Genomic DNA, 25,411 nt, shown 5'->3' on the forward strand with positions numbered 1-25,411 from the left:
TTGACCGGGAAAGGGGAAAGTCGCGTCACATCGCCTGCAACGCGATGTGACGCCGCTCCGCCGCCGAACGATAAATCGCCTCGATCACCCGAAGATCCGCAAGCCCTTCCTCCCCCGGCACGATCGGGGTCGTATCGTTGATCACGCATTCCGCCAGATGATCCAGCTGCCCGGCGAACTGGCTCTTGCCGGGCGGGAGCGTGCGGGGGGTCGTTTCGCCATTCCGGTGAATGCTCATCGCCTGCCCGGCATAAGGGGTCGCGGGGCTCATCTCGATCCAGCCTCCCGTGCCGGTCACGCGATAGCTGTTGTGGCTGGAGCTGTAGCTGGACACGCAGACCGCCTCGATCCCCGAAGGAAAGCGCAGCAGGAAATTGATGCGATCCTCCACCGTGCGAAAACGCGGATCATTCCGATCGGTGCTTTCGATCGCGCTGACCTCCACCGGCTCCTCGCCCGTCAGATAGCGTGCCGCGTTGAGGCTGTAGATCCCGATATCCATCAGCGATCCGCCACCGGAAAGCGAGCGATCCAGCCGCCACTGACCGGCGGTGATCGGGAAACCATGATCGGCCGTGATGATCCGCGTCGGCCCTACATGCCCGCTGCGGGCGAGATCGATCGCCAGCCGGTTATATTGCTCGAAACGGGAGCGATAGCCGATCATCAGCTTCTTGCCCGCCTGGCGGAAGGCCGCGATCATGCGCTCGCCTTCGGCGACGGAGACGGCCATCGGCTTTTCGCACATCACATGCTTGCCCGCCTGCGCCGCGCGAATGCTGTATTCCGCATGCAGGCTGTTCGGCAGCACGACATAGACGATGTCGATATCCGGATTGTTCCGGATGCGATCGAAATCCCCATAGCTGTATCGATGCGATGCGGGAATGTCATACTTGTCGCCAAACGTGTCGAGCTTGGCCGGTGTCCCGCTCACCAGCGCGACAAGCCGCGAACGATCGCAGGATGCGAAGGCGGGCATGATCTGCTGCGTCGCATAATAACCCAGCCCCACGATCGCATAGCCCACCTTGCGATCGGCCGCGGAAGCACGCGCCGGCCCCAGCGTCATGGCGAGCCCCGCTCCGAGACCGCCCAGTACAGCTCTACGAGAATTTTCGACCATCATCGCGCTCCTCTGATCCTTGCCGCCGCCGCGTTCGCAGACCTCGATCGAAACCCGGCGAAATTTCTTTTATTTGTCTGAGTAGTTATGTAGCCCCGACCTGGGAAGGGCCATCCGGATACGGAATCGAGGCTCTTTTGTAGGAGCAGGATCGATGAAACCAGGCAAGTCCCTCATGCTGGCCGCAGCCAGCCTGCTCGCGTTCATGCCGCTCGGGGCCAAGCCCGGCTTTCCCGTCGCTCCTGTGTCGCCTGCGAAAAGCTGGGCGGCCGACAATGGCAACGGCACCTTCACCAATCCGATCTTCAACGAAGAACTTGAAGATCCGGACATCATCCGGGTGGGCGATACATTCTACATGACCGGCACCACGATGCACGTCATGCCGGCGCTCCCCGTGCTCCGATCGAAGGATCTCGTGAACTGGGAACTGATCGGATACGCGGCAGACCGGATCGACATGGGCCCCGAATATCGGATGGAAGGCGGCAAGGAGACGTACGGTCAGGGAATCTGGGCGCCCGTCATCCGCTATCATGACGGCACCTTCTACATTTTCTCGAACATCAACGGTTACGGCCTCCAGATCTTCACGGCGAAGGACCCGGCCGGGCCGTGGACGCATCGCTCGCTGGGTGGAAAGACGCACGATCTGGGCGTCCTGTTCGACGATGACGGACGCATTTATGCCGCCTACGGCTATAACGAAGTCCACCTGATCGAATTCAAGAAGGATCTGTCCGGCTTCATCGAAGGCAGCGATCGCGTCATCATTCCGGCCGGAAGCGGAATGGGCGAAGGGCATCATTTCTATAAGATCAACGGCAAATATTACATCGTCAGCGCCAATTACGCGCCCGTAGGCCGGATGCAGGCGGCCCGGGCGGACCGGATCGACGGCCCCTATGAAACGGTGACCATCAGCGCGCGGGAAACGATGGGAATACCGCGCCGCCGCCGCGTCAACGGTGCCGATTATGGCCCGCTGCCCGCGCCTGGCGCCGATCTGAAACTCAGCGAGCCCAATCCGAACAGCTTCGGCGCCGTCCCGATCCATCAGGGCGGCGTGGTCGATCTGCCCAATGGCGATTGGTGGGGTTTCTCGATGAGCGATGTCGGCTCGGCCGGGCGGATGGTCATGCTCTCACCCGTCACCTGGCAGGATGGCTGGCCCTATTTCGGCCTGCCCGGCAATCTCGGCCGTTCGCCCAGGACATGGCTCAAGCCGGCCGTCGCCACGCCCCAGAAGCCCGGCGCCACCTGGGATCGAGATGACGATTTTCGTGGTCCGGCGCTCAAGCCCATCTGGCAGTGGAACCATGTTCCCGTCGATGCCAAATGGTCATTGCGCGAGAAGCCCGGCGCCCTGCGCCTTCACACCCTTCCCGCGCCCGATCTGCTGCTGGCGCGCAACAGCCTGACGCAACGCGTTGCGGCCCCGCTCTCCACCGCGACCGTGACGCTCGATGGACGCGGCCTCAGGGCGGGCGACGTTGCCGGCCTCGCCCTGTTCGCGATACCGGATTACTGGATCGGCCTCGTCCGCACGCCAGCCGGCCTCGTGCTGCGGATGCACGATCAGGCCGCCAATCACGATCTCGATCGGCCGATCGCCGGCACGAAGGTCTTTCTCCGGGCGTCCGGCGATTTCGATTCCGAGACGGGCGAACTGAGCTTCAGCACCGATGGCACCACGTTCACGCCGATCGGCGGACCGCTGAAGCTGGCCTTCGGGCTGAAGATCTTCCAGGGCTATCGCTACGCGCTCTTCGCCTACAACAGCGCCGGGGCGGAAGGCGGCTATGCCGACTTCGACGATTTCCGCGTCAACGAGCCGCTCGCGGATCGATCGGGCGATATTCCGCTCGGCAAGGTCATCACGATCGCCAATCTGGCGGACGGGAAGCTGGCATCGGTGCACGAACTCGGCCTTCTGCACGTGAGCGTAGCCGGATCCAAGGAGGCGGCAAGCCTGTCCACCCGCTTCCGTGTCCTTGATCGTGGACAGGGGCGCGTGGCGCTGGAGGCGCTCGACGGCAGCGGCTTCCTCACCGTGACCGGCATAGGCATCTCCGGAGACGTGCGCCTGATGAAGCAGGAAACGCCGGACAGCCTGTTCCAGTGGCAGGATATGCTGCGCCACCAGTTCATGCTGATGTCGTTGAAAACGCACCGCTATATCGGCGTCGATCCGGCAACGGGCGAGCCCTATGGCGCGGACTGGCCCGGCACCTCGCCGGATCGGAAGAACGGCACCGTGATGCAGTGGGCGGAATCGGCGGGCCGCTGATCGGCGCCCGCCGCGTCTGCCCGGCCGCAACGCCACCCCGCCAAGCCGCATTGCGGCGGCGGGGCGGCCCTGTCATCGGGCGCGTTCGTCGAAGCTCAGGGTGCGGCTGAAGAAGGGCAATACCTGATCCTGGAAGCGGAAGGCCGTCCGGCTCGTATGCGTTCCCGGATAGATTTCGAAGCTGTTCGCGATGGAATAGCTGTCCAGCATCTGATGCAGCTTCTCCGCATCCGTCTTCAGGCTGTCCTTGTCGCCCACATCGATCGCGATCGCGCGATACTGGCGCAGATTTCCAACATATTGATCGAGGAAGGAGAGCGGCGCATTGGCCGCCCACTTGGCCAGTACTTCCCGGCGCTGCGCCTCATCTTCCCCCGGCAGATCCAGATAGAGCGGCGGTTTCTTCGGATTGGGCGACCATGCCGCGGCCGCGGCGAGCTGCGCGTGCAGCGCCCAGGGCAGGTTCGCCGCATCAGCGGGCGTCTTGATCGCCGCCAGCTGCTCCAGCGTTTTCGCGTCCGTAGGGCCAGCGCCACGGGCCGAAAGGCAGCACGGGCTCATCATATAGACGGCACCATACAGATCGGCGTGACGCATGCTGATCCGCGTCGCGCCATATCCACCCATGGAATGACCGACGAGCCCCCTGCTCTCCCGCCGCGCGATCGTCCGGTAGTGAGCATCGACATAGCGGACGAGATCGCGCGACACGAAGGCTTCGAAATCGCCGGTCGTGGCCGAACCGGAATACATCGATCCGTTATGGAGAGTCTTGGAATCCGGGAAGACCACGATCATCTCTTTCGCGCCCTGGGCGAACGCGCCTTCGATGGTCTGCGGCGCATGGATTTCCTTCATCCACTGCTCCGCCCCGATCGAATAGCCGTGAAGCGCGTAGAGAACCGGATAACGCCGCTTCGGGCTGGACGCGTAGCTGGGCGGAAGAACGACGACGACGGTGCGATCCGCGCTGTTTCCTTCCAGATTTCCGGCGACGGCCGGCGAATGGACCGCAATATGTTCGAGCTTCACGGGCTTCGCGCCCGCCACGACGGCCGGCTGCTCGGTGCCGACCTGCGCCGGGGCCGCATCCGTCATCACCATGGCCATGGTCAGCGCAACGGCGCTGGCGACCGACATCATCCTCATATCCTGCTCCCCTCTCCGATTATCAGCGGCGTAGCGCCGCATCCCCCCACGCAACCGGCAGTGCCTCGTCATCTCCCGTAGCCGCCCGCGCGACCAGTTCGACGATCGCGGCTCCAGCGATCGGCAGATCGAAATCATGGCCCGCATCGCCATATTTCAGCGGCGGACTGGTTCCGATCAGCTTGCCATCGGCAAACACCTGGAAGGTGACCGGCAGCGCCTTTTCGCGCGCGCTGTCGTCCACGCCCACAGTGGCCGTGAAGCGCCCGAAGCCAGCGTTGCGAACCTCGAGCCGCGAATTGGCGAGGATCCCGATCCCGCCCGACATCTGCCGCCCGGCGATCTGCACAAGCTGGCCGTAAGGGGCGCTGTCGGCTTGCGCACCGCCCCATCCGGCATAGATCGGGCGATCCCCCGCGCCGCGCGTGCCGGACCAGCCGAGCGATCTGTAGATGGTGGGATCAGCCGCGGGACGCGTCACGCCATCCTCCGCCGGGTTCACTCTTCCGGGCTGTTCGGAAAGGTAAAGCCCATCGGCCAGAATGCGTGTGCCGTCCGCACGGAACACCAATGTCTCGTGCGGCAGGATGCGGAGCTTCGTCTCTTTGGAGAAGCGCGTGACCTTCCTGCTCCACAGATCGGTCAGCGTCACCTCCGCATCGTCGCGGAACCGCATCTGTCTGGCCGCGAGGACCGCATCGATGGGTTTGGTGCTGCGGTTCAGCATCGCCACCGCCTTCTGCCCGCTCGCCAGCGTCTTGACGAAGACCTGCAGATCGTCGCTGTCGAATGCCAGCACGGCCTGATTGCCGGCCGCGTCCTGATTGAGCGCGATGATGTCCGTATTGCCCAGCACCTCCATCAACGCCGGGGGAGCGCTACGCAGATCCAGGCTCATGATCAGCGGCGCGTTGATGATCGCCCACAGCGAGAAATGCGATCGCGCCTCGGTCAGATGATCGGCATCGAAATCGCCTTTGCCGATATAGAGCAGGTCCGGATCGTTCCAGGAGCCCGGATGGCCATAGAGGGCGCGCTTGGCCGCACTGTCGAAATTGGCGAGCATGCGCCCCCAGCTTGGCGAGATATCGTCGCTGGTGCGTGATACGTTGCCATAATCCTTGCCCCAGGCGCGCACATCGGCCGAGCCCCAGATGCAAAGGGACAGGAGCCAATCCCCATCCGGATTGGTCCGCGCCAGCGCGTTGTTGATCTGCGCGAACATGCCCTGCACCTGCGGAACGTCCGTCCGGCCGACATAGTTGAGATCGATGATGGGCTTCAGTTCACGGAATTCGCCGGATTGCACCCGCTCCGCCTTGGCGTCGAAAGCGCGCAGGCCACATCCATCGACCTTGAGATAATCAAAGCCCCAGTCGCGGAAGAACAGGTCGATATCCTGTTCGACATGGCCGTACAGGCCAACCTCGCGCTCCAGCACCGTGCCCTGCGGCAGGTTGACCCGGTCGGTGGCATAGGCTTGCGAACAGATATTGCGGCCGAGATCCGAATAGATTCCGGCCTTCAGCCCCATCGCGTGAAGCCGGTCCGTCATCGGGCGAAAGCTGTTGCCACCCTTGCGCGTGACGGCGGACGGAAAGCGATCCGGCCGGATCAGGATGCGCCCGTCGGACAGCCGGCGCTTGAGCCACCAGCCATCGTCGAGATTCACGTAGCGATAGCCCTTTGCCGCAAGACCACTATCGACGATGCGACGTGCCTGGCCGAGGATCTTGGCCTCATCAATATCGGTATCGAAGGCGTTCCAGCTGTTCCAGCCCATCGGCGGGGTGGTGGCGCGCCCGGCCGTGTAGGCGCTCCACGTGCCGGTCGGAGCCAGCGGATCGGCGGCCGCGAGCGGCTGGGTCAGACTTGCAAATGCGATCACGCCAGCCAGCATGGTCGCCGCGCGATGGGCCGCAGCCTTCATTCCCGTTCCTTCATCCATGGGTAACAGCCAGATCGGGGCCGGAAAGCACGATGGTTCGCCCCGGCCGCAATTCGATGGTCTGGCGCCGCCCCGCGCACCGCACCGTGCGGGTTCCCCGCAATTTCGGCACGATCCGGCATTCGGCCAATTGCTGACCCGCCCAGCGCAGGTCCAGTTCGGCGGCACCTCGCACGCGAATTCCGGTCATGGCGCCCTCCGGCCATGCGCGCGGCAGCGCCGGCAGCAGATCGATGATATCGTCGCGGCTTCTCACCAGCATTTCGATCATCGCGTTCGCGCCGCCGAAATTGCCATCGATCTGGAAAGGCGGGTGGGCATCGAACATGTTGGGATAGGTGCGCTGCGAGGAAAGCAGGGTTTCCAGAATGCGATGGGCATGATCGCCATCGCCCAGCCGCGCCCAGAAATTGGCGCGCCACGCCAGCCCCCATCCGGTGGAGGAATCCCCCCGCATCTCCAGCGTCCGCCGCGCCGCCGCCGCAAGCTCCGGCGTCTCGTCCGTATTGATCTGGTGGCTGGGGTGCAGGCCGAACAGGTGGGATATGTGGCGGTGATGGAGATCGGCGGCGGTCATGTCCCAATCCTCCAGCCATTCCATCAGTTGCCCGGCCTTGCCGATGCGGTTGGGCACCAGCCGCGCCCGGGCTGCCGCGAACTGGCGACAGAGATCGCCGTCCCGCCGCAGGATCGCGCCCGCCTTCCCGCAGCGATCGAACAGATCCCGCAGGATCTGCATGTCCATGGTCGGCCCGGCGCACAGGCTGGCGCCGTGGCCGTGATTATTCTCCGGCGAGAGAGAGGGGTTGGTGACGAGATAATCGGTGCCCGGATAGGGCAGCAACGTATCGAGGAAGAACAGGGCCGCATCGCGCATGACCGGCCAGACCCTTTCGAGGAAGGCCCGGTCGCGACCATAATCATAATGATCCCACAGGTGGAGGCAGAGCCACGCGCCCCCCATCGGCCACATGCCGGCGGCCGCAAGATCGATCGGCGCGGTGGCACGCCAGAGATCCGTGTTGTGATGGGCCACCCATCCGCGCGCGCCATACATGGTGCGCGCGGTGCGCGCGCCTGTCCTGGCGATATCCTCGACCATCGCGACGAGGGGCGCCACGCATTCGGCAAGACCGGCCGGCTCCGCCAGCCAATAGTTCATCTCCGTATTGATGTTGATCGTATATTTCGATCCCCACGATGGCGCGTTGCTGTCGTTCCACATGCCCTGCAGATTGGCGGGCTGCCCGCCTGGACGCGAGCAGGCGATCAGCAGATAGCGGGCGTACGCGAAATAGAGCGCCACAAGCGCCGGATCATCGGCGGGCCGGCCGATCGCGATCCGCGCATCGGTCGAAAGCTCGGCCGCCGCCGTCCGGCCGAGTTCGAGCGAGGCGGCGCGAAACAGGCGGCGATGATCCGCCTGATGATCCCGCAGCAGCGTATCGAACGATTTGGCCGAGGCGGCATCCAGCATGCGCGTCGTCGCCGCGACGGGATCGCCGCCGATCAGTTCGAAATTCCGATAGTCACTGGCGAGAGCAACGAGAATGACCACCTCGTCCGCGCCGGCCACGAACAGCCGATCGCCCTCGCGCGAGATGCGGCCACCCGGCGCGAGCAGGCGGGCGTTCATCGCGAGCGACAGCCCCCCTTCGATCCCGGCGCTCGCCTCATTATGCTGCACTAGGATCAGCGAGCCGTCCGCTCCCGGCTGCGCCTCGGCCGCGGCGGCGGGCAGCCAGCCGATACGCGCATTGATGGAGCGCGGTGTGTCGCAACTCAGCCGGATCGCGATGATATCGTCGACGGCGCTCGCAAAGACCTCGCGCCGGAAATTCTTGCCGTGCACCAGGAAACGCGCCGTCGCGAGGGCGCCGTCCAGATCCAGCTCCCGCTCATAGGTTTCCGCGTCATTATCGTAGACGTCGTTGAGGCGGATCTGGAGCGTGCCGACATTCTGATACGGCATCTGCGTTTTCGGGCGCGCCAGCAGCGCCTCATCGGCAAGCTTTTCCGCCTCCGCAAATTTTCCGTCGAAGATCAGTTGGCGCACGCGCGGCAGAGCCTCCCGCGCGGCGGTATTGACGGGATCGTAGGGCCGCCCCGCCCACCATCTGTGGTGATTGAGCTGGAGCATTTCATCGCGAACGCCCCCGAAAACCATCGCCCCCGATCGGCCGTTGCCCACGGGCAGCGCCTCCAGCCACATCCGCGCCGGCTGCCGATACCAGAGACGTGGCGCCTCGACCTGCGGCGAGACGGTGGCCGCGCTGGCCGACGCCACGCGGATCGGCAAGGCTCCCGCCGCGCCGGCAGCCGCGAACGCAAGCGCCGTCCGGCGATCAATCTCGGTCACTTCGCGAATGACCATGAATACAGGCGCGCGATGCTCGCCCCCGGATCGGTCACGCTCATCCAATGCTCCTCTCCGGCGCCGTTTCGCCGCTAGAATCTACTCATACAAATACAGTGCGCGGGGTCAACGCCCTCCCGCCGATGAAAGATAGAAGCGCGCCGAATTTCCGCGACATCGTCGACTTGAACGCAATTTATGTCAGAGTTAATCTCGCCGCATGCGGCAGAGCAACTCGACTGGACCGATGCCCGGGTCGGACGCGAAATCGCCTGCGCCGCAGGCGGGCGGACCTCGCCCCGGATCAGGCGGAGGTTGGCGTGAAGGCCCGGCGAATCGCCGCGATCTTCGCCGCGCCGAATGCGCGCGCGGCCGCCGAGTTTCCGTTGTCGAAACCGTGGAAGGCGCCCGGCACGACCATGAGTTCGGTCGGCACCCCAGCATCCACGAGACGGCGCGCGAAAGCGATATCCTCGTCCACGAACAGGTCGATCGCTCCGACTCCGATGAAAGCGGCCGGCAGGCCCGCCAGATCCTTCGTCCGCGCCGGCACGGCGGCGACCGGCACGTCTGCGCCGCCGGGCGCCATGCCGAGGAAAGATCGCCAGCCGAACCGGTTGTCGGCGACACTCCAGCCGATGGTGCCGACATGCGCGGGCGGCTCCACGCCGCTTCCCGTTCTGTCATCCAGCATGGGATAGATCAGCACCTGCAGCACAAGCGGCACTTCGCCGCGATCCCGCGCGGTGATCGCCAGCAGCGCGGCATGCCCTCCCCCGGCGCTTTCGCCCATCACAGCGATCCGCGAGCGATCGATCCCGATCGTTTCGGCCTGCGAATGGACCCAGCGCAGCACCGTATAATTATCTTCGATCGAAGCTGCATAAGTCGCTTCCGGCGCGAGGCGATAATCGACCGTCACCACCACGCAATCGAGCATGCTGGCGAGCGCCTGCTTGCCGGCAACCTCGGCCCTGGCATTGCCGAACAGGAATCCCCCGCCATGCGCATGCACGATCACGGGCCGCCGCTCGCCGGCGCGGGCATTGATGATGAACGCACGCACGGCCGCTCCGGCGCCGGACGGCACCATCACTTCGCGCACCGGAACCGCAGCGCCGAAGGGCGCGGCGGATTCCTCGATCCTGCGCCTGATCCGGAGATAATTCTGGTCGAGCGGCGGGCTTCCGGCGCTCGATGCGATCGTGCGCCGGGCCATCTCGCGCAGTTCGGGAGCCACCATCCAGAGCGGATCGGAGAGGGGCTGGGTGGCCAGCGCGCGGGCCATGGACGGACGGAGGACGCCCACGCCCGAAAGCAGCGCCGCAGCACCCGAAATCAGACCACGCCGATCAATATTCATCGCTCATGCCTCGCTTCCACGCGCGGCCAGCGCGATGTTTGACTTTGATATCCGACAAAATGGGAGAGGTGAATGCAATATAGTCAAAAATCCGGCATGGCAGGCGCAGTAATGTGCGCACTTCTGCTTTCGGCCATGACGAGCCCCGCCATTGCCGCGGAAACAGCGCCGGCGCCCGATACGATCGGCAGTGGGCATTTTCCGGCCGTGAAGGAGGAAATATCCGGTCTTCCCGATCACGTCGTCTATCGGCCGCGCGATCTCGGCGGCGTCCCGCAGGGCGAATTGGGGGTCTATCTCTTCGGCAACGGCGCCTGCAGCGATGATGGCGCCAGTTCACGCATGCATCTTCTGGAGATCGCATCCCACGGTTATCTCGCCATCGCGCCGGGCCGCATCCGCTCCGGCCCGGGCGCGCTCGCACCCAAAACATCGCGGGCGCAAGCTCCCGGCCGCCTGAGCGCCCCCACCTCTTCCAGCGCGCTCGCCGAGGCCCTCGACTGGGCGCTCGCCGAGAATGAGCGGCCGGGCAGCCCGCTTCACGGCAAGATCGATCCAAAGCGGATCGCCGTCTCCGGCTTCAGTTGCGGCGGATTGCAGGCCTACCAGATTGCCACCGATCCCAGGATCCGCACCACCGTCATCATGAACAGCGGCATATTCTCCGAGGGCAAGAGCCCGATCGAGGGAATGGATCTCGGGAAGAGCCGCCTGAACGAATTGCACGGAACGGTACTCTACGTTCTCGGCGGGCCGACTGACATCGCCTATCCCAATGGCACCGATGATTTCCGGAGGCTTGCCCATCTCCCCACAGCGATGGTCAACATTCCCGTGGGTCATGGCGGCACATATGATCAGCCCAATGGAGGATTGGCCGCGAAAGTCGTCGTAAGCTGGCTGGATTGGCAGCTGAAGGGCGACGGCAAGGCTGCCGCGCAGTTCCAGGGCAAGGATTGCGGGCTGTGCACCACCGCCGGCCTCACTATCGAAACCAAGAGGATCAGCGATTAGGGACCGCGCACGGCGGAGCATCCCCGAAGATGGAGATGCTCCGCTGCCCCCCAAACATCGCCCGACGATCGCCCATTCGGAATGTATGACAATTTACCGAGAAAATCTGGCCATCGAAGTACAGGGTGACTGTTTCATACAATAGAAGATGCCAGACGATGATTTTCGACAATGAATGCCGGATGGCCGACGATCCCGAAGGGGAAGCGCGCCGGATCCTGCTCGGTTGATATTTGGGAGAGCCCGATGATCCGCAAAGCCCTTCTCACGCTGATGATCGCCTGCGCGGCGCCGGCCTTCGCGCAGGATGCGAGCATGACGCCGATCGCCGCCCCGGCCGAACCCGGCGCGATTCCGCTCGGCACCGGCCCCGGCAAATCCACTGCGCCGGAGGCGTGGTTCCGCCAATATGGCACGGCCTTTAACCGCAACGTCTCCACCGCCACGCTCACGCCCTTCCTCCCCGATCCCGCCAAGGCGACCGGGGCGGCGGTGATCGTGGCGCCAGGGGGCGGCTTTCTGATGCTTTCGATGGAGAATGAAGGCTGGAAGGTGGCGCGCGCGCTGGCTGACCGGGGGATCGCAGCCTTCGTGCTCAAATATCGATTGAAGCCCACGCCAGCCGACATGCCGGCCTTCGAGGCCGCCGCCACCGCGATGTTCAGCAGCGCCGGGCGATCGGATTCGCGGCTGCGGCCGGAGGATGCGATCAACGGCCTCTCCGATCAGATCGCCGATGGCAAGGCCGCTTTCGCGCTGGTTCGCGCCCGCGCTGCGGAATGGCATGTCGATCCTGATCGGGTGGGCATGATCGGCTTTTCGGCCGGCGCGATGACGACGATGGCGACGGCCCTCGCCGCTCCGGAAACCAAACCCGCCTTCATCGGGCCGATCTACGGATCGATGGAAGCGGTGAACGTTCGGCCGGATGCTCCGCCGATGTTCGCCGCGCTCGCCTCCGACGATCCCCTCTTCGCCCGCAAGGGCTTTGGCCTCATCGATTCCTGGCAGAAAGCAGGCCGCCCCGTCGAATTTCATCTTTATCAGGCGGGCGGGCACGGCTTCGGCCTCGGCAAGCGGGGCACAACCAGCCAGGGCTGGCTGGAAAGCTTCGTGCGGTGGCTGGAATTCAACGGGATGCTCAAGAAATAGCGGAGGCCCGGTTTCCCCATCCCGCCATCGGACGGCCTATCGCGCGCGCGTGGATGGCCTGCGCCGTGGCGGAGCATCCGATTGCCGGCGGATGAGCGCATGATCCAGCACGACATGTCTCTCGATCGTCCGTGACCGCCCTTTCTGGCGGATCGCGGCTATCAGCAGATCCACCGATTTGCGGGACATGTCGGCAATGGGCTGACGGATCGTCGTCAATTCCGGCCAGATGGCGGTGGCGAGCGCGGTATCATCGAAACCGCAAACGCTCAGGTCTCCGGGTACATCGATATGATGGCGATGGGCGACGGCAACCACGGCGGCGGCCATATCGTCGTTGGAGGCGAAAATCGCCGTGGGAGGATTGGATATCTCCAGCAGTTGCTCGGCCGCATCCAGACCTGAGCGATAGGTGTACAGGCCGGGCGCGACCAGGGCGGGATCCGCATCGAGACCGGCCTCTTCGAGTGCCAGACGATAGCCCTCGAGCCGAAGCGCGCTGCCGGTCTGGTTGGGATTGCCCATCACGAATCCGATCCGGCGATGCCCCAGTTCCATCAGGTGCCGCGTCATGGCGCGCGCCGCTTCCCGATCGTCGATCGTCACCGCCAGCATCTGTTCCGGGGGGCGCCCGGTCGCCACCACAACCGTCGGCACCCGCGCCTCTTCCAGCACGGCCAGCACCGCCTGGGAATCGCAGATCGGCGGCGGCAGGATGATGCCATCGATGCCGCCCGCGACGAGATGGCGCGCGGCTTCCACCTCATGATCGCCGATCTCGCATTTCTCGACCACGATCTGCGCATCGCTGCGGCTGGCCTGATCGAGGCCGCCCACCAGAAACTCGCTCAGATAGGCGGAACTGGGATTGCTGTAGAGGATGCCGATCCGCACCTGCCCCGCGCCCGCCAGGCTCCGGGCAGCGGGGTTTGGAGAATAGTTCAGCGCCGCAATGGCGAGGTTGACGGCCTCGCGCGTCGAATCCCTGACATTCGCCTCGCTGTTTATGACACGGGATACCGTCATCGGCGAAACGCCCGCCTGTCTGGCCACATCGTTTATCGTCGGCACGGATCGTCTGCGGCGTGTGCTTTTCTCGGTCATGTCCTGTGCTTTCACGAACCGAGGGAGAGCGCAATCTCACAAGACGGCCTCTCTTGCCGCAGCGCCGTCATCCGCCTAGTGTTAGCGCTACCGCCAACCCGAGAATGGCAGGCGAGAGGATGTTGGGAGGCAGACCTATTCCGGTTCATGAACACGCCCGGCCGCAAACGTCCCGCGGGCGAATCTCCCTCTTTTCACCAGTGATGAGCCGCCGCGGCGCCTTCGCGCTGCTCGCCACCTGCTCGGCCGTGGCCATGGCCGGCCCGGTCGCGCACGCCGCCACCATGGGGCTCCCGCCATACCGGAATCCGCGCCTCCCGATCGACGATCGCGTTCGCGATCTGCTCGGCCGGATGACGCTGGAGGAAAAGATCGCCCAGATGACGGCCATCTGGGGCAACAAGTCCAAGGTCATGGACGGCCTGGTCTTCGATCCGGCCAAAGCATCCGCCGCATTCCCCGCAGGCATCGGCCAGATCACGCGCCCCAGCGACAAGCGTGGCGGGCCGGGCGTGGCGGCTGCGGCCGGGGGGACGGAGGCGCAGTGGCGCACGCCCGCCGATGCCGTCGCCTTCATCAATGCCGCCCAGCGCTGGGCCGTCGAGAAAACGCGGCTCGGCATTCCGATCCTGTTCCACGAGGAGGCGCTCCACGGCTACATGTCCAGCGGCGCGACCAGCTTTCCCCAAGCGATCGCGCTGGCGGGAAGCTTCGATCCCGATCTGATGCGCCGGGTGCAGTCCGTGATCGCCCGGGAAGTTCGCGCGCGCGGCGTGCCTTATGTCTTGTCGCCGGTCGTCGATATCGCCCGAGATCCGCGATGGGGGCGCATCGAGGAGACGTTCGGCGAAGATCCGCATCTCGCTGGCGAAATGGGGGTCGCGGCGATCGAGGGGCTGCAAGGGCCGGGCCGAAGCGAAATGCTGCCCGCCGGCAAGGTGTTCGCCACGCTCAAGCACATGACCGGGCATGGCCAGCCACAGGCCGGCAACAACATCGCCCCCGCCCCGCTCGGGGAACGCGAACTGCGGGAATATTTTCTCCCGCCTTTCCGCGAGGCGGTGGAGCGCACGGGCATTGCCGCCGTCATGCCCTCCTACAATGAGGTGGATGGCGTCCCGAGCCACGCCAATCGCTGGCTGCTGAGAGACGTGTTGCGCGGCGAGTGGCATTTCGACGGCATCATCGCGAGCGATTATGGCGCAGTCGTGGAGCTCGCCTCGCTGCATCATCTGGCTGCCGACAAGGCGGGGGCGGCGCGCCTCGCCCTGGCGGCCGGCGTCGATTGCGAACTGCCGGATGGCACGGCCTATGCCACCCTGGCGGACCAGGTTCGCGCCGGGACGGTGGATCCCGCACTCGTCGACGAGGCCGCAGCCCGAATGCTGCGTTTCAAATTCCGCGCGGGCCTGTTCGAAAATCCCTATGGCTCGCCGGCACTCGCCGCCCGGCTGACCAACAATGCCGATGCGCGCGCGCTGGCGCTGGAAGCCGCCCGGCGCTCAGTCTGCCTGCTCAAGAATGACGGGGCGTTGCCTTTGAAGCCCGGCGGCAAGGTGGCCCTGATCGGTCCCAATGCAGCCATCGCCCGGCTGGGCGGCTATTCCGCCGATCCCGGCAGGCGCGTCAGCCTGCTCGAAGGCATCCGGGCGATCGCGGGCGGCGATGTGATCCACGCGCAGGGCGTGTTCATCACGCAGAGCGAAAATCCCGACATAGGCGAGGTGAAGCTTGCCGATCCCGCGCGCAATCGCGCGCTCATGGCGGAAGCGGTCGAGGCGGCACGCGCCGCCGACGTGATCGTGCTCGCGATCGGGGATACCGAACAGACGAGCCGGGAAGCCTATGCCCCCACTCATCTTGGCGATCGCACCTCTCTGGATCTCGTGGGCGAGCAGAATGATCTGTTCCTGGCGCTGGCCGAACTGGGCAAGCCGATCGTCGTGTGTGCGATCAACGGCCGCCCGCCGAGCTGGCCGATCGTGGCGGCGCGCGCCAATGCGATCCTGGAATGCTGGTATCTCGGCCAGGAAGGCGGCACCGCGATGGCGGAGGCGCTTTACGGGCGGATCAATCCCGGCGCGAAGCTGCCGGTCACGGTTGTCCGGAACGTGGGCCAGGTGCCTTTCTTCTACGATCAGAAGCCTACCGCACGGCGCGGTTATCTGTTCGATGATGCCTCCCCGCTTTTCCCGTTCGGCCACGGCCTGAGCTATACGGAGTTCGAGATCGGCGCGCCGCGCCTTTCCAGCGCCACCATCGATCCCGCCGGCGAGGTGGAGATATCAGTCGATGTGGCGAATGTGGGCGCGCGGACGGGCGACGAAGTGGTGCAGCTCTATGTTCGGCACGAAACCGCCTCCACCACGCAACCGGCGCTCGCGCTCAAGGCCTTCCGCCGGATCACGTTGGAGCCCGGCACGCGCCAGACGATACGCTTCCGCCTCGGCCCGAAGCAGTTCCGTATCTGGAATGCATCCATGGCGGAGGTGGTGGAAGCAGGCGATGTCACGATCTTCGCCGGCAACAGTTCAGCCAGCCTGAAATCCGCGACGCTCAGGATCGCTTAGGCGGCCATGCCCCTCCCTTCCTTCTCTCCGGGGCGGCGTGATTTCCTGGCGGCCGGCGCCGCGGCGGCGGCCCTGCCCTTCCTTTCGGGCAATGCGGACGCCGACTCCCTCGCCTCTCTGGGCGCGCGCAAGGGCATCCGCTTCGGCAGCACGATCGGGACGGGACATCTGGCCGATCAGGCGTATCTCGCCCTCAACGCCGCGCAGTGCGCGCTGATCGTTCCCGAAAACGAGATGAAATGGGGGGCGACGCGGCCCGACGTGCGCAGCTTCGATTTCAGCCGTGCGGACGCGATCGTGGCATGGGCGACGGCACACCGGATCGGGGTGCGCGGCCACACCCTGCTCTGGCATTCGGAACGCTGGATGCCCGGCTGGCTGGCCACCTATGATTTCGGTCCGCAGCCGCGCGTGGAAGCGGCCCGCCTGCTGACCGAACATGTCTCCACGGTCGCCCGCCGCTACGCTCCCGTCGTCGACAGCTTCGATGTCGTGAACGAAGCGGTCGATCCGGATACGGGCCTGCTGCGCGAAACCGCCATCTCCCGCCATCTCGGCGCGGAGGAGACGATCGATCTCGCCTTCCGCACGGCGCGCCAGGCGGCCCCGAAGGCGGAACTGGTCTATAACGACTATATGGGCTGGCGGGCGGACGAAGCCCGGCATCGTGATGCCGTGCTGCGGTTGCTGGAGCGCCTCAAGGCGCGCGGCACGCCGATCGACGCGCTGGGCGTGCAGAGCCATCTCGGCAGCAAATACAGCGATTCCCCCACGGGCCTCGGCGCGCTCGACGAGCGCGCCTGGCGAACCTTTCTGGACAGGGTGACAGGCATGGGATTGCGCCTCCTCGTCACCGAGATGGACGTGCACGACAATCCGTTGCCGGGCGATATCGCGCGCCGGGACCGGATGGTGGCCAATCACACGCGCGCCTATCTCGATCTCATGCTCTCCTATCCCGCACTTCACACCGTGATGTGCTGGGGCCTCAGCGATCGCTACACTTGGCTGAACGGCTCCCGCCCACGACCGGACGGCATGGCCAAGCGCCCATGCCCGTTCGATGCGGACCTTTCCCCGAAGCCGATGCGGGACGCGATCGCCGACGCGTTTCGCGCAGCCTCGCCGCGTGCCGCATGAAGGCGCTGGCTCTCGTCGCCGCGCTGCTGCTGGGTACGGCGGCCGCCGGCCGCCCCCCGGAAATCGCGCTGACCTTCGATGATCTTCCCTCGCATGGCCCCTTGCCGCCAGGCGAGACGCGACTGTCGGTGATCGACGGGCTCGTGGCGGCGCTGAAGGCGGCCCATGTCCAACATGTCTGGGGCTTTGTGAACGGCCGTGGGCTGGCGCGGGAGGCCGGCACTGCCGGCGTGCTGGAAAAGTGGCGCGCGGCGAGCTTTCCGCTCGGCAATCATGGCTGGAACCACAGCGATCTGGACAAGGTGGGGGCGCCGTCCTTCCTCGACGAGATCGACTTCAACACGCCGATCCTCACCGGCCAGATGGCTGGGCAGGACTGGCACTGGTTCCGCTTTCCCTATCTCCACGAGGGCTCGGACCCCGCCCAGCGGAGGGCGGTGCGGGATGGGCTCGCCACGCGAGGCTATCGCATCGCCGGCGTCACGATGAGCTTTGGCGACTTCATGTGGAATGACGCTTATGCGCGCTGCGCGGCGTCGGGCAACGATGCCGCGATCCGGCAACTGGAACAGACCTATCTTACCGCCGCGACCGAGGCTGCGCGCGCATCGCGCCATGCCGCGCAAGGGGCGATGGGGCGCGACATTCCCTATATCCTGCTGATGCACGTCGGCGCCTTCGATGCGCGCATGCTTCCACGATTGCTGGCGCAATATCGGCGCGAGGGATTCCGCTTCGTCACGCTGGAGCAGGCGGCGCGCGATCCCTTTTACGCCGCAGACGTCGATCCCCGGCTGGGTGCCGCGCCGACGCTGGAAGCACGGCTGAAGGACGCGGGCGGCAAACCGCTGGAAATCCCTTCTTATTCCGAAATGCTCGGCGCGATCTGCCGATAGGGCCGGAGATGCCCTCCAAAAAAATGGGCGGACCCCGAAAGGTCCGCCCAAGGAGGAGAGGCTCTCAAAAAGATCCGCTTGCGGGGCCGTCCACCACACGATCCTTCATGCCCCGGCTGCCCGTCGCCCGGAAATCGCTGCAATCCTTGAGCGAGAAGACCGGCGCCCCCTTCGGCGCACGCACCCAGAAGATATCGGCATCGGCGACATCCTCCAGCCGGAAGGCCGGCCGGGGATCGGGCTTCGCCACGGCAACCTCGATATTGCTCATCTGAAGATTGCGGGCGTGGCGGACGAAGAAGCCCGTCGCCGGGAGCGGGCCGAACATCGTCGCCTCGGGATAGCCGAGTTCCGCCTCTGGCGGCTGGATCGTCGCCATCTCCGCCGCGGCGGCGCCCACATGATGCACGAACAGGTCGCTGATCGAGACATCCTCGATCGGATGGCCGGCGAGCCCGGCGATCACGGACGGCAGGATCGTGGCCCCCGAACTGACGATATTCTGGATGCGGATCCGCCGCACCGTGCCGATGTCCCGGCCAGACGGGCCTCGCATCCGCTTGCCGAGGCGAATGAAGATGGGTGCATCGACGATGCCGCGCATCGCGATGTTGCTCACCACCACATCCTCGATCATCGCGCCGTCCACCGTCTCGAAGGCGAGCCCGCGGCTATCCTCGAACACGCAATTCGTGATCGTGATGTTGCGAAAGCCGCCATTGGATTCCGTGCCGAATTTGATCCGGCCGTGAATATGCCCGGCGAAGTCCTGCGGCATCTTGCGCCAGGTGCCGTCCAGCACCGACCCGACCACATAATTGCCCGTGACGAAGCAATTAGCGATCATCACATTCTCGGTCACGCGGATCTCGCCCAGCGCATGGCTGCTCTTCGGGCAGATCGCATCGTCCCACGGCGCGTTGACCGTGCAGTTCGTGACGCGCACGTTCCGGCAGCAATCGATGTCGAAGCCGTCACGATTGGTATCCACCAGCAGATTGTCGATCGTGAGATTGTCGACGCCCGTCGCCAGCAGCGCGAACCATCCGCCTTCCAGGATGCGGAAATCCCGCAGCGTCACGTTGCGACAATTCTTGAGCGCGATCGATTTGTTCGCGGTGCCCGGCCCGCTCGGATCCTTCAGCCAATCGTCCTTGCCGTCGCCACGACCGATCCCCTTGCCCCAGATCAGCCCCTGCCCGACGATCGCGATATCGTGGAGACCCTCGCCCCAGATCAGGCTGTTGCGCCAGTGGCTGTGCCCCGCATCCTGATAGGCGCCCCATGCACCGATCGGCTCGGCCAGATCATAGCCCCGCCCGGCGGACGGCGCGGCCCCCAGCAGCACGGCGCCATTGTCCAGCCACAACGTAACCCTGCTCTTCAGATGGATCGTATAGGAGGCATAGGTTCCGGCCGGGAAATAGACGGTGCCACCACCCCGCGCCGCGACATGATCGATCGCGCGATCGATGGCGGCTGTATCGATCGTCGCACCGTCGCCCGTCGCGCCGAAATGGCGCACATCGACCCAGCCCGCATTACCGGCAGCCACCGGCTTTGCCGCCATCGCCGCGTCGGCAGCCGCCAGCCCGGCCATTCCGAACGCGCCGGACATGATGAGAGAGCGCCTGCCGACGGTCATGACAGGCTCGTTGAAGGTTCGAGCGCCCGCTGAGCGGCGCGCAAGCCGCCACGCGGGCGGATCGCCGCCGCCGAAAGCGCCGGGACTGCCACGGCCGAAATCATGCCGCGAACCCGCTCTGCGCGAAGATGACAAGCAGGCCCCTCATGATCCCCTCTCTTTCGTGCCCCGCACCTGCCTCTTTCGATGGGCCAAAAAAATGATAGCGTTACCATTTTACAGCACGAGGCTTGTTTGTTAGCCCTAACGCTAAGCGCTGGAATTTTGCCAGTCAATGCCGATTTCGAGCGGCGAGAGAGGGGAGCGAAGGGTTTTGCGGATCGCGCATCGCAGGTCGCCGGCCCGGATGCTGGGCATGCTGGCAACGCTTTCATGGATCGTGCCGGCCGCCCCTCTCGTGGCGGGCGCCACCTATACCAATCCGATCCTGTTCGCCGATTATTCGGATCCGGACGTGATCCGGATCGGCAGGGATTACTATCTCGTCGCCTCCAGCTTTCATTTCTCACCGGGCATTCCGATCCTCCGGTCGGGCGATCTCGTCCACTGGTCGATCGCCGGGCATGTCCTGCCCCGCCTGCCCTTCGCGCCCGAATATGACATGCCCGGTCCGCACACGCTGACCGATGCAATCTCGAAACCGATCGGCGGCACGCGCTATGCCGGCGGAGTCTGGGCGCCCTCCATCCGGCAGCATGCCGGCCTGATCTACGTCTATTGGGCGACGCCTGACGAGGGCATCTTCATGGCGACGGCGCGCAGCCCGGAAGGTCCGTGGAGCGCGCCGGTCAAGGTTATCGATCAACCCGCCCTGGAGGACCCCTGCCCGTTCTGGGATGATGACGGCAGCGCCTGGCTGGTCCATTCGCGGCATGGCGCCGGCCCCCTGATCCTTCACCGGATGAGCCCGGATGGGCGCCGCGTGCTCGACGAAGGCACCGTGATCGTCGAGGACAAGAAGAATCTCCCGATCCTCGAAGGGCCGAAATTCTACAAGCGGAACGGCTATTATTATATCTTCGCGCCGTTCGGAGGGGTGGAGAAGGGCGCGCAGGCCGTGCTCCGCGCCCGCACGATCACGGGGCCTTACGAATGGCGGGTCGTGCTTCGCCAGGGGAACACGGCGCTGGAAGGGCCGCATCAGGGCGGCTGGGTGGAAACCCCTTCGGGCGAGGGCTGGTTCGTGCATTTCAACAGCACGGGCGCCTTCGGCCGCATCACCTATCTGGAACCGGTCAGGTGGATCGACGACTGGCCCGTGATCGGCGATCCGATCGCCGGCGACGTGGCTGGCCAGCCGGTGGCGAGCCACGCCGTACCGGATGGTCCACCCGCCCCCGCCACCCTCCAGACCAGCGACGAATTCGGCTCCCGTACGCTGGGCCAGCAATGGGAGTGGAACCATAATCCCGATGATGCGCGCTGGAGCCTCGCCGCGCGCCCCGGCCATCTGCGGCTCATCGCCAACCACGCGAACCAGATCGTCAATGCGCGCAACACGCTCACGCAGATCCTGATCGGTCCGGCCTCGCGCATCACGACACGGATCGATGCCCGGAAAATGAGCGAGGGGCAGCGCGCCGGCCTGTCGCTGTTCGGGGTCAAGCCCAGCTGGATCGGAATCACGCGCGAGGGCGGTCGCAACTGGCTTACCCTATCCTCGGCTGGCGAAGAGACACGTGGCGCCGCCATCGCCGGCAAGCAGATCGAACTGCGCGCCATCGTCTCCTCCGACCAGAAGGTTCGCTACAGCTACAGCCTGGACGGCGGACAGACCTTTGCGCCGATGGGCGATGTCTTTCCCCTCGCCCGCTTCTCCTGGTGGAAGGGATCGCGTCCCGCGTTGTTCACCTTCACCCGTGGCACGCCGGGCGGCATCGTCGATGTCGATTGGGTCCACATCGATACCCTGCCGCAGGACTGATATGAAAAGACGCGATTTCCTTGCCGGCGCCGTCATGCTGGCCGGCCTCCCCCGCTCGGCCTCGGCCCTATCCCCGATCGAGGGAGCGCCGCGTTTCGCCACCGGCAACGCCGGCTGGCAGGCCGCTTATGACAAGGCGCTGGCGGTGCTGGCGGCCAATGTCCAGACGATGCCCTATGTGAGCCGCCCGGTGCTGATCGAGGGATCGAACTATCAGGGCATCTGGCAGGAATGTGGACCGCACGAGGCGCTCGTCTATCGCGATTTCAGGCCCGATGTGGCGCGCGACAGCCATCTGACCTTCTTCGAACTTCAGCGCGCGGACGGCCAGCTTCCGGCCAACAACAAGCTGGCCGAAACGGGCTTCGGCCAGATCCAGATGGTCGTCCCCATCGCAGCCACGGCCTGGGAGCTTGCCCGCGCCACCGGCGACGAGGAATTGCTCGCCGCCGCTTATGCCGCCTGCTCGGCATGGGACGGGTGGCTGATGCGCTATCGCAATACGCGCGGCACCGGGCTGATCGAGGGATTCTGCACCTACGATACCGGCCACGACAACAGCCCGCGCTGGGCCGGAATGCCCAATCAGTGCCCGAACAAGGATGCGAAGCGGCATCATCCGATCGCCTCTCTGCCCCGCCTCTGCCCGGATCTGTCGGCAACGGTTCATGGCGGCCGGCGCGCACTGGCCGAAATGGCGACCGCGTTGGGCAAGACCGGCGAAGCCGATATCTGGGCCGAGCAGGCGGAACGGATCCGTTCGCTGATCCTCGCAAAGCTTTATGTGGCCGAAGATGCCGCCTTCTACGATCTGGATGCCGAAGGCCGGTTCGTGCGCGTGCGATCCGACATCCTCTCGCGCGTGTGCGGGGAACATGTGCCCGATCAGAAGCTGTTCGATGACCTGTGGGCCAGGCAGATCCACAATCCGGCGGCCTTCTGGGCGCCCTTCCCGCTTCCCTCGATCGCGCTGGACGATCCGGCCTTCGTGCGCCCGATCCCGCCAAACAGCTGGGGTGGCGCGACGCAGGCGCTCACGGCGCTCCGGGCAGGACGCTGGATGGAGCATTATGGCAGGCCGGCCGAATTCGCATGGATGATGGATCGCTGGTGCGAGGCGCTGCAGGCGGACACCTCCTTCCGCCAGCAGATCGATCCGCAGGACGGGCGTTACTCTGCCGGCGACAATCCGGGTTATTCGCCCAGCGCGCTGGTGATGATCGATTATACGTGGCGGCTGCTCGGCGTCCGCAATCTGGGCGACGAGCTGGAATGGAATATCCGCCCGGCCCATGTCGCCGCTTCCGGGGCACGCTTCGATCTCCCCCTCGGCACGGGGCGTTCAGCCTCGATCGCTTATTCCGGGCGCGGAGCCGACCTCATGATTTCCGGCCGACCCATCGCCCGGATCGAGGGCGGGAGCGCGCGCCTCCTCACGGACATGCAGGGCCGGATCCGTGCGCTGGCAGGTATCGACGGAAATCGGCAGCGGGTGACGATCCGCTCACTGCCGAACGGGCAAAAGCGAAGCCATATGCTTGCGGCCAATCAGCGCGTGGACCTGCGCTAGCAGCCCCCCTGCGGCAAATACCGGTGCGCCGGTTCTTGACAGTTTGGGCCGGCGGGAACAATGATAGCGCTATCATAATTCGGCCACGGCAGAGGATATGGCGGACTTCACCTTTTCGGCGGCGGACATGCCGCAGGGCGACTGGCAGCGTGGCCTGTATCTCGGGCGGATCGAAACCCCGGCCGGCCCGACACCGATCCTGATCCGCGATGGCATCGCGCATGACATGTCGCGTGTCGCGCCAACCGCTGCGGAACTGATCTCGATCCGTGGCTGGGAGAGCGGGAGCGGTGCGCCGCTCGGGCCGATCGAGACCTTGCTGTCCTCCGGCCCGGCCGCGCCGCGCCTGCTGAGCCCCCTCGATCTCCAGTGCGTGAAGGCGGCCGGAGTCACCTTCGCGGTTTCCGCGATCGAGCGGGTGATCGAAGAACGCGCGCGCGGCGACGCCTCCGCTGCGGCGGCCGTCCGCGATCGCCTCGAATCCCGGCTCGGCGCGGACATCCGCGCGGTTGTGCCGGGATCCGAAAATGCGGCCGCCCTCAAGGCGATGCTGATCGAGGATGGCATGTGGTCGCAATATCTGGAGGTCGCGATCGGCCCCGATGCCGAGGTGTTCACCAAGGCGCCGATCCTCTCCACGGTCGGCTGGGGAGCCGAAATAGGGATCCGATCCGATTCATCCTGGAACAATCCTGAGCCCGAAATCCTGATCGTCGCGGATCGCGCGGGCGTCGCGGTGGGCGCCTCGCTGGGCAATGACGTCAATCTGCGCGATTTCGAGGGACGATCGGCCCTTCTGCTGGGCAAGGCCAAGGACAATAATGCCTCATGCTCGATCGGCCCGTTCGTGCGCCTGTTCGACGACGGGTTCACGATGGATGATGTCCGTGCCGCGCAGGTCGATCTGCTGATCGAGGGCGAGGACGGCTATCGTCTGGCCGGCACCAGCAACATGGCGCAGATCAGCCGCGATCCCGAGAGCCTGCTCGCCCAGACGATGAGCGAACATCACTATCCGGACGGCTTCGCCCTGTTCCTCGGCACCCTGTTCGCACCCGTCGACGATCGCGACGAGCCCGGCCGCGGGTTCACGCACAAGATGGGCGACGTCGTCGCCATCTCCACACCCACACTCGGCCGCCTCGTCAATCGCGTGACGAGTTCGAAAGCGGCGCCTCCCTGGACGTTCGGCGTGAGCGATCTGATGCGGAATCTCGCCGCGCGCCAGCTGCTTTCCTCCACGGCGCGGGAATGATGCCCACGGCCCCCTTTCCGCTGCCTGCCGCGCAACAACTCTTCATCGGGCGGCTGTGCAGCATGGCGGCCGGGCCGGAGAGGATGATCCATGACCGGGGATGAGCCTTCGGCGCAGACCGCCTCCTATCCCAGCCTGCGGGGCAAGCGGGTGCTGGTGACGGGTGGCGGAAGCGGCATCGGCGCCGGGCTTGTGGAAGCCTTCGTGCGGCAGGGTGCGCGCGTGGCATTCCTCGATATCGCGGAAGAGGCTTCCCTCGCCCTCGTGGCGGCGCTCACGCCGGTCGCGGCGCATCCGATCCTGTTCGAACGGTGCGACATCACCGATCTCGACAGCTTCGTCCCCGCGATCGCCCGCATCGAAGCGTCGCTGGGCGGCATCGATGTGCTGATCAACAATGCCGGCAATGATGATCGTCACGATATCGCGCAGGTGACGCCCGCTTACTGGGACGAGCGCATGGCCGTGAACCTGCGCCACATGTTCTTCGCGGCACAGGCGGTGATCCCCGCGATGAAGGCGGCGGGCGGCGGCGTGATCCTGAATTTCGGATCGATCAGCTGGCATCTCGCGCTGGAGGAACTCGTCCTCTACCAGACCGCCAAGGCCGCGATCGAAGGATTGACCCGCAGCCTCGCGCGCGATCTTGGCCGCGCGAATATCCGCGTCAACACGATCGTTCCGGGCAACGTCCAGACGCCCCGTCAGGAAAAATGGTACACGCCGGAAGGAGAGGCCGAGATCATCAGGGCGCAATGCCTGGACGGCCGCATTCAGCCCGTCGATGTCGCCGCCCTCGTGCTCTTCCTGTCATCCGACGATGCGCGGATGTGCACCGGCCACGATTATTTCGTCGACGCGGGCTGGCGCTGATCGCCGTCGATTATCCCGCGAACCACGGGATGAGGC

17 protein-coding genes are annotated in these 25,411 nt (G+C 65.4%); 10 read left to right on the forward strand and 7 right to left on the reverse strand.

Going from position 1 to position 25,411, the window contains the following annotated elements:
* Positions 1-25: 25 nt before the first annotated feature.
* Positions 26-1,126 (reverse strand): Gfo/Idh/MocA family oxidoreductase, encoded by a 1,101-nt coding sequence (locus DI605_RS13015; RefSeq protein ID WP_293974492.1) that lies wholly within the window; start codon positions 1,124-1,126, stop codon positions 26-28.
* 154 nt (positions 1,127-1,280) lie between these two features.
* On the opposite strand from DI605_RS13015, the gene DI605_RS13020 reads away from it, so the two are divergent.
* Entirely contained in the window at positions 1,281-3,416 is a 2,136-nt protein-coding gene (locus tag DI605_RS13020) for a glycoside hydrolase 43 family protein (RefSeq protein ID WP_293974495.1), read from the forward strand.
* 72 nt (positions 3,417-3,488) lie between these two features.
* On the opposite strand, the gene DI605_RS13025 is transcribed toward DI605_RS13020, so the two are convergent.
* The 4 genes from DI605_RS13025 to DI605_RS13040 form a co-directional block, all read right to left on the reverse strand.
* Positions 3,489-4,565: an alpha/beta hydrolase gene (locus tag DI605_RS13025; RefSeq protein ID WP_367120050.1), complete on the reverse strand. Its 1,077-nt coding sequence runs from the start codon at positions 4,563-4,565 to the stop codon at positions 3,489-3,491.
* Between the two features lie 22 nt (positions 4,566-4,587).
* Entirely contained in the window at positions 4,588-6,465 is a 1,878-nt protein-coding gene (locus tag DI605_RS13030; RefSeq protein WP_293974891.1) for an NPCBM/NEW2 domain-containing protein, read from the reverse strand.
* A 40-nt stretch (positions 6,466-6,505) separates the two neighbouring features.
* Entirely contained in the window at positions 6,506-8,935 is a 2,430-nt protein-coding gene (locus tag DI605_RS13035) for a glycoside hydrolase family 95 protein (RefSeq protein ID WP_293974498.1), read from the reverse strand.
* Between the two features lie 238 nt (positions 8,936-9,173).
* Complete coding sequence (locus DI605_RS13040; protein WP_293974501.1) at positions 9,174-10,232, reverse strand: alpha/beta hydrolase; 1,059 nt, start codon at positions 10,230-10,232, stop codon at positions 9,174-9,176.
* Positions 10,233-10,343: 111 nt separating this feature from the next.
* Between DI605_RS13040 and DI605_RS13045 the strand changes: the two genes are divergently transcribed.
* A complete protein-coding gene (locus DI605_RS13045) occupies positions 10,344-11,246 on the forward strand; it encodes a hypothetical protein (RefSeq protein WP_293974504.1) in 903 nt (300 codons plus the stop codon).
* A gap of 246 nt (positions 11,247-11,492) precedes the next feature.
* On the forward strand, positions 11,493-12,398 hold the full coding sequence (locus tag DI605_RS13050; RefSeq protein ID WP_293974507.1) for an alpha/beta hydrolase: 906 nt from the start codon (positions 11,493-11,495) through the stop codon (positions 12,396-12,398).
* Between the two features lie 36 nt (positions 12,399-12,434).
* Here the strand turns inward: DI605_RS13050 and DI605_RS13055 are convergent, their stop codons facing one another.
* A complete protein-coding gene (locus DI605_RS13055) occupies positions 12,435-13,502 on the reverse strand; it encodes a LacI family DNA-binding transcriptional regulator (RefSeq protein WP_293974510.1) in 1,068 nt (355 codons plus the stop codon).
* A 203-nt stretch (positions 13,503-13,705) separates the two neighbouring features.
* Between DI605_RS13055 and DI605_RS13060 the strand changes: the two genes are divergently transcribed.
* The 3 genes from DI605_RS13060 to DI605_RS13070 are packed head-to-tail and all read left to right on the forward strand — an operon-like array spanning position 13,706 to position 18,108.
* Positions 13,706-16,072, forward strand: a complete 2,367-nt coding sequence (locus DI605_RS13060) for a glycoside hydrolase family 3 N-terminal domain-containing protein (protein WP_293974513.1) — start codon at positions 13,706-13,708, stop codon at positions 16,070-16,072.
* A 6-nt stretch (positions 16,073-16,078) separates the two neighbouring features.
* A complete protein-coding gene (locus DI605_RS13065; RefSeq protein ID WP_293974516.1) occupies positions 16,079-17,212 on the forward strand; it encodes an endo-1,4-beta-xylanase in 1,134 nt (377 codons plus the stop codon).
* Positions 17,209-18,108 carry a polysaccharide deacetylase family protein gene (locus DI605_RS13070; RefSeq protein ID WP_293974519.1) on the forward strand — a complete coding sequence of 300 codons (900 nt, stop codon included), beginning with the start codon at positions 17,209-17,211 and terminating at the stop codon, positions 18,106-18,108. Before DI605_RS13065 ends, DI605_RS13070 begins: the two co-directional genes overlap by 4 nt.
* 64 nt (positions 18,109-18,172) lie before the next feature.
* On the opposite strand, the gene DI605_RS13075 is transcribed toward DI605_RS13070, so the two are convergent.
* Positions 18,173-19,753 (reverse strand): glycoside hydrolase family 28 protein, encoded by a 1,581-nt coding sequence (locus tag DI605_RS13075; RefSeq protein WP_293974522.1) that lies wholly within the window; start codon positions 19,751-19,753, stop codon positions 18,173-18,175.
* A gap of 355 nt (positions 19,754-20,108) precedes the next feature.
* Here DI605_RS13075 and DI605_RS13080 point away from each other — a divergent pair, with 355 nt between their 5' ends.
* The 4 genes from DI605_RS13080 (at position 20,109) to DI605_RS13095 (ending at position 25,375) form a co-directional block, all read left to right on the forward strand.
* Positions 20,109-21,677, forward strand: coding sequence for a glycoside hydrolase 43 family protein (locus DI605_RS13080; RefSeq protein WP_293974525.1), 1,569 nt, complete (start codon positions 20,109-20,111; stop codon positions 21,675-21,677).
* A gap of 1 nt (position 21,678) precedes the next feature.
* Positions 21,679-23,247 (forward strand): alpha-L-rhamnosidase, encoded by a 1,569-nt coding sequence (locus tag DI605_RS13085; protein ID WP_293974528.1) that lies wholly within the window; start codon positions 21,679-21,681, stop codon positions 23,245-23,247.
* A gap of 97 nt (positions 23,248-23,344) precedes the next feature.
* Positions 23,345-24,502 carry a fumarylacetoacetate hydrolase family protein gene (locus tag DI605_RS13090; protein WP_293974531.1) on the forward strand — a complete coding sequence of 386 codons (1,158 nt, stop codon included), beginning with the start codon at positions 23,345-23,347 and terminating at the stop codon, positions 24,500-24,502.
* Positions 24,503-24,592: 90 nt separating this feature from the next.
* Positions 24,593-25,375 (forward strand): SDR family NAD(P)-dependent oxidoreductase, encoded by a 783-nt coding sequence (locus DI605_RS13095; RefSeq protein ID WP_293974534.1) that lies wholly within the window; start codon positions 24,593-24,595, stop codon positions 25,373-25,375.
* The last annotated feature ends 36 nt before the right edge of the window (positions 25,376-25,411 follow it).

Source organism: Sphingomonas sp. (assembly GCF_003248515.1).
Taxonomy (GTDB): Bacteria; Pseudomonadota; Alphaproteobacteria; order Sphingomonadales; family Sphingomonadaceae; genus Sphingomonas_I.

Coding starts and splice junctions, on each gene's coding strand:
- DI605_RS13015 (WP_293974492.1), bottom strand. CDS start 1,126: ATGGTCGAAAATTCTCGTAGAGCTGTACTGGGCGGTCTCGGAGCGGGG.
- DI605_RS13020 (WP_293974495.1), top strand. CDS start 1,281: ATGAAACCAGGCAAGTCCCTCATGCTGGCCGCAGCCAGCCTGCTCGCG.
- DI605_RS13025 (WP_367120050.1), bottom strand. CDS start 4,565: ATGAGGATGATGTCGGTCGCCAGCGCCGTTGCGCTGACCATGGCCATG.
- DI605_RS13030 (WP_293974891.1), bottom strand. CDS start 6,465: ATGCTGGCTGGCGTGATCGCATTTGCAAGTCTGACCCAGCCGCTCGCG.
- DI605_RS13040 (WP_293974501.1), bottom strand. CDS start 10,232: ATGAATATTGATCGGCGTGGTCTGATTTCGGGTGCTGCGGCGCTGCTT.
- DI605_RS13045 (WP_293974504.1), top strand. CDS start 10,344: ATGTGCGCACTTCTGCTTTCGGCCATGACGAGCCCCGCCATTGCCGCG.
- DI605_RS13050 (WP_293974507.1), top strand. CDS start 11,493: ATGATCCGCAAAGCCCTTCTCACGCTGATGATCGCCTGCGCGGCGCCG.
- DI605_RS13055 (WP_293974510.1), bottom strand. CDS start 13,502: ATGACCGAGAAAAGCACACGCCGCAGACGATCCGTGCCGACGATAAAC.
- DI605_RS13060 (WP_293974513.1), top strand. CDS start 13,706: ATGAGCCGCCGCGGCGCCTTCGCGCTGCTCGCCACCTGCTCGGCCGTG.
- DI605_RS13065 (WP_293974516.1), top strand. CDS start 16,079: ATGCCCCTCCCTTCCTTCTCTCCGGGGCGGCGTGATTTCCTGGCGGCC.
- DI605_RS13070 (WP_293974519.1), top strand. CDS start 17,209: ATGAAGGCGCTGGCTCTCGTCGCCGCGCTGCTGCTGGGTACGGCGGCC.
- DI605_RS13075 (WP_293974522.1), bottom strand. CDS start 19,753: ATGACCGTCGGCAGGCGCTCTCTCATCATGTCCGGCGCGTTCGGAATG.
- DI605_RS13080 (WP_293974525.1), top strand. CDS start 20,109: ATGCTGGCAACGCTTTCATGGATCGTGCCGGCCGCCCCTCTCGTGGCG.
- DI605_RS13085 (WP_293974528.1), top strand. CDS start 21,679: ATGAAAAGACGCGATTTCCTTGCCGGCGCCGTCATGCTGGCCGGCCTC.
- DI605_RS13090 (WP_293974531.1), top strand. CDS start 23,345: ATGGCGGACTTCACCTTTTCGGCGGCGGACATGCCGCAGGGCGACTGG.
- DI605_RS13095 (WP_293974534.1), top strand. CDS start 24,593: ATGACCGGGGATGAGCCTTCGGCGCAGACCGCCTCCTATCCCAGCCTG.